The 4,254-nt window shown below is 39.4% G+C and carries 5 protein-coding genes and 1 riboswitch; of the genes, 3 read left to right on the top strand and 2 right to left on the bottom strand.

Annotated features, from left to right (window positions below):
- Positions 1-325 precede the first annotated feature (325 nt).
- Complete coding sequence (gene pgi, locus EDC41_RS13235) at positions 326-1,966, bottom strand: glucose-6-phosphate isomerase (RefSeq protein WP_006251307.1); 1,641 nt, start codon at positions 1,964-1,966, stop codon at positions 326-328.
- A gap of 32 nt (positions 1,967-1,998) precedes the next feature.
- Entirely contained in the window at positions 1,999-2,247 is a 249-nt protein-coding gene (gene ubiK, locus EDC41_RS13230; protein WP_006249201.1) for a ubiquinone biosynthesis accessory factor UbiK, read from the bottom strand.
- A 124-nt stretch (positions 2,248-2,371) separates the two neighbouring features.
- Positions 2,372-2,416: riboswitch (PreQ1 riboswitch) on the top strand.
- 3 nt (positions 2,417-2,419) lie between these two features.
- On the opposite strand from ubiK, the gene queC reads away from it, so the two are divergent.
- The 3 genes from queC to EDC41_RS13215 are packed head-to-tail and all read left to right on the top strand — an operon-like array spanning position 2,420 to position 4,129.
- Entirely contained in the window at positions 2,420-3,088 is a 669-nt protein-coding gene (gene queC, locus EDC41_RS13225) for a 7-cyano-7-deazaguanine synthase QueC (protein WP_006249202.1), read from the top strand.
- Complete coding sequence (queD, locus tag EDC41_RS13220) at positions 3,081-3,503, top strand: 6-carboxytetrahydropterin synthase QueD (RefSeq protein ID WP_006249203.1); 423 nt, start codon at positions 3,081-3,083, stop codon at positions 3,501-3,503. Before queC ends, queD begins: the two co-directional genes overlap by 8 nt.
- On the top strand, positions 3,503-4,129 hold the full coding sequence (locus EDC41_RS13215) for a 7-carboxy-7-deazaguanine synthase QueE (protein WP_006251306.1): 627 nt from the start codon (positions 3,503-3,505) through the stop codon (positions 4,127-4,129). The genes queD and EDC41_RS13215 overlap by 1 nt, the downstream gene beginning before the upstream one ends.
- Positions 4,130-4,254 lie beyond the last annotated feature (125 nt).

Genomic DNA, 4,254 nt, shown 5'->3' with positions numbered 1-4,254 from the left:
ATCCAAGAAAGAGCCGCCTGTAGAGATACAGGCGGTTTTTTGTTGTTGTGGTAAAGATAAAAAACTCACGGAAAATGACCGCTTGTTAGGATTTTGTGAGTGAAGAGTAGAGGTAAAATAGTAAGCCTTTTTAACCAGTTTATTTATTGTACCTATTTTAGAAAAAAGAAAAGTAGAAAAGAGATATTAGGTAAACTCATAGTGCAAAAGAATATAGAAAAAACTGCTTGTGTAGAAATGGTGCTTAGTTCAGTCCTCAGCTAAAATTTTAGAAAAAAAGCATAGAGATTTTTTACCTCTATGCTTTTTATTGTATTGACTATATTTAACGCCAAGCCTTGAATTGGTTAATTAAACCATTTGTGGAGCTGTCGTGGCTGTTGATTTTTTCATCGGTTTCGAGTTCGGGTAAAATGCGGTTTGCAAGCTGTTTGCCTAACTCCACGCCCCATTGGTCGAAACTGTAAATGTTGAACAGCACGCCTTGCACGAAGATTTTGTGTTCATACATTGCAATTAATGCCCCTAAGCTGTACGGGGTGATTTTTTGCACCAAGATAGAGTTGGTCGGTTTGTTTCCGCTGAACACTTTAAACGGCACGATTTCAGCTACTTCTTCCAACGTTTTACCTGCATCTAAAAACTCTTTTTCAACTGTTTCTTTTGATTTACCGAAAGCTAGTGCTTCAGTTTGAGCAAAGAAGTTAGAAAGCAGTTTGTTGTGATGATCGCTTAACGGATTGTGAGTTTGTGCCGGTGCGATAAAATCACAAGGAATTAATTTTGTGCCTTGATGAATGAGTTGATAGAATGCGTGCTGACCGTTAGTTCCCGGTTCGCCCCAAATAATCGGACCTGTTTGGTGAGTAACCGGTTTGCCGTCACGCCCCACAAATTTACCGTTTGATTCCATATTGCCTTGTTGGAAATAAGCCGCAAAGCGGTGCATATATTGGTCGTAAGGTAAAATCGCTTCTGATTCAGCACCTAAGAAATTGTTATTCCAAATGCCGACTAAAGCTAACGTAGTTGGAATGTTTTTCTCAATCGGCGTGATTAAGAAATGCTTATCCATTGCGTGAGCACCAGCAAGTAGCTGCTCGAAGTTCTCAAAACCTAATGAAAGGGCAATCGAAAGCCCGATGGCAGACCATAATGAGTAACGACCGCCAACCCAATCCCAGAATTCAAACATATTAGCGGTATCAATACCGAATTTTTCCACTTCTTTGGCATTGGTTGAAAGTGCCACGAAATGTTTTGCTACCGCAGATTCATCTTTGGCAGAATCAAGTAGCCATTTGCGAGCTGAAAGGGCATTGGTCATCGTTTCTTGAGTGGTAAAGGTTTTTGAAGCCACTAACACTAACGTGGTTTCAGGATTAACTTTACGCAACACTTCAGCAATATGCGTGCCGTCCACGTTAGACACAAAGTGCATATTAAGGTGATTTTTATAAGGGCGTAATGCCTCTGTTACCATATAAGGACCTAGATCCGAGCCACCAATACCGATATTGATCACATCAGTAATCGTTTTGCCGGTATAGCCTTTCCATTCGCCGGAAATAACACGCTCGCAGAAATCTTTCATTTTCGCTAACACGGCATTCACTTCCGGCATTACATCTTTGCCATCGACTGCGATTGGTGTATTGGCACGGTTACGCAGTGCAACGTGCAATACGGCACGGTTTTCAGTGCGGTTGATTTTTTTGCCGGAGAACATCGCATTTTTTGCTGATTCCAAACCACATTCATTTGCCAGTTGGCGAAGTAAGGTTAAGGTTTTTCCGTTGATCGCATTTTTTGAAAAATCGACTAATAATTGATCTTCAAAACGGAGGGAATATTTGTCGAAACGGTTTGGATCTTCGGCAAAAAGTTGAGGAATAGAAAGGTTGTCTGCTTTATGTTGCTCTAAGGCATTCCAAGCAAAAGTTTGCACAGGGTTAATTTTTTGCATCTGAGTTTCCTTATACTAAATTAAAAAATCGATTATTCATCTGTTCTTTGAGTCAGTTCATCAAGACGTTTTTCTAATTCGGTTAATTTTTCACGAGTGCGGAGTAACACTTGAGATTGAACATCAAATTCTTCACGAGTGACAACATCAAGACGGGCTAATTGGGCTTGAAGGATTTGCTTAAATTTTTCATCTAGATCATTACCGACATTTTTTAAGCTTTGCGGTAAGGCGTTATGGAGTTGTTGAGCAATCGCTTCTAAGTTCTTCGGCGTGAGCATATTTAAATTCCTTACTATAAATGAGTATCTCAATTTTATTGAATTTTGGGTTTAAGAGAAAGCAAATTCTTTGTAAAATATCACCTTTCGCAAAATACAAGCAAAAAAAGACCGCTTGTATTTTTTATTTGTGGTTCGTAAACCTCCCACACAAAAAAACTAAGGACACAAAATGACTCATCAAAAACCAAAAGCCGTTGTGATTTTTTCCGGCGGTCAAGACTCTACCACTTGTTTATTCCAAGCTATTGCTGAATTTGGCAAAGAAAATGTGGAAGTCGTTACCTTTCAATATGGGCAACGCCATTCGATTGAACTTGAAAAAGCACGCTGGATTTCTAACGATTTAGGCGTCAAACAAACGCTGATTGATACTTCGGTGATTAAAGCGATTACTACCAATGCGTTAATGGATAATAATGCTGAAATTCAACAACAAGGCAGTACACCCAATACCTTTGTGGATGGGCGTAATGCCTTATTTCTGCTTTATACCGCCATTTATGCCAAAGGGCAGGGCATTCAAACTATTTTTACCGGCGTGTGTGAGACCGATTTTAGTGGTTACCCTGATTGCCGAGATGTATTTGTAAAATCAATGAATGTAACGCTAAATTTAGCGATGGACTATAATTTCAACATTCGCACGCCATTGATGTATTTAACTAAAAAAGAAACTTGGGCATTAGCAGATAAGCTGGGTGCTTTTGATTATATTCGAGACCATACCCACACCTGTTATTTAGGCGTTGAAGGTGGTTGCCACGACTGCCCGAGTTGCGTATTGCGAGAAAAAGGCTTGAATGAATATTTAGCAGAAAGGGAGGTAAGCAATGTTTAAAATTGCTAAAGAATTTAGTTTTGATATGGCTCATATGCTAGATGGACACGATGGCAAATGCCAAAACTTACACGGACACACCTACAAATTGCAAGTTGAGGTGGCAGGTGAGCTATTTCAAGAGGGAGCTAAAAGAGGAATGGTAATGGACTATTCGGATCTAAAAGCAGTGGTAAAACAACATATTTTAGAGCCGATGGATCACGCTTTTATTTACGACTTACAGAGTGAGCGTGAAAGCCAAGTAGCACAATTATTAATTGATTTAAACTCCAAGGTTTATGGTATTCCAACTCGTACCACAGCCGAAGAAATGGCGAAATATATGTTTGAAAAATTAGAGAAAGTGGGCTTACCGGTTAGCCTAATTCGCTTGTGGGAAACGCCTACTTCTTATTGTGAGTACAGCAAATAATGGCGGAGTTAATTTCAAACCCTCGTTTTCCGATTGTTGAGATCTTTGAAAGCTTACAAGGGGAAGGCTTTAATACCGGAATGCCGGCTATTTTTGTACGTTTTGGCAAATGCAACCTCACTTGCCCGTGGTGCGATACCAATTACAATCAATTTGAGCAATGGACGTTAAGCGATATTCTTGCCAAAGTAAGAAGCTATTCTGCGAAAAATGTGATTATTACCGGAGGCGAGCCAACGATTCAGCCTAATTTATCGTTATTATTAGAACAATTTAAAAAAGAGGGATATTTTTTAGCGATCGAAACCAACGGCTTAAAAGAGGTTCCGGCACAAATTGATTATATTGCGACCAGCCCAAAGCGAATGTACCAAGAAAAGTATCAACGCCGTTGCATTGAATTTGCGAATGAAGTCCGTATCGTCGTTGATGGAGAAGTACAGGGTTTCTGTGAGCAAATAGAAAGCCAAATTAAAGCTGAGCATTACTATCTTTCACCTTGTGAGGTAGAGGGAAAAATGAACTTGCTGGAAACCATCACCCAGATTGGGTTATTAAATCAGCGTCCAAATAAGCCTAAATGGCAGCTAAGTATCCAAACGCATAAAATCGTGGGGATTGAATAAGTAGAAGTTAGAAGATGATTTTCTACAATTTAAATGTAGAAGATCAGACTTGATCTGACAATTCACTCTAAAAAGTGAGAGTTTCCCGTTTAGAATATGAGTGTCAAAAATCAATCTAAACAAAA

This window comes from Mannheimia haemolytica, assembly GCF_004342115.1.
GTDB lineage: Bacteria > Pseudomonadota > Gammaproteobacteria > Enterobacterales > Pasteurellaceae > Mannheimia > Mannheimia haemolytica.
This window is presented reverse-complemented; position numbering and strand designations above follow the sequence as displayed.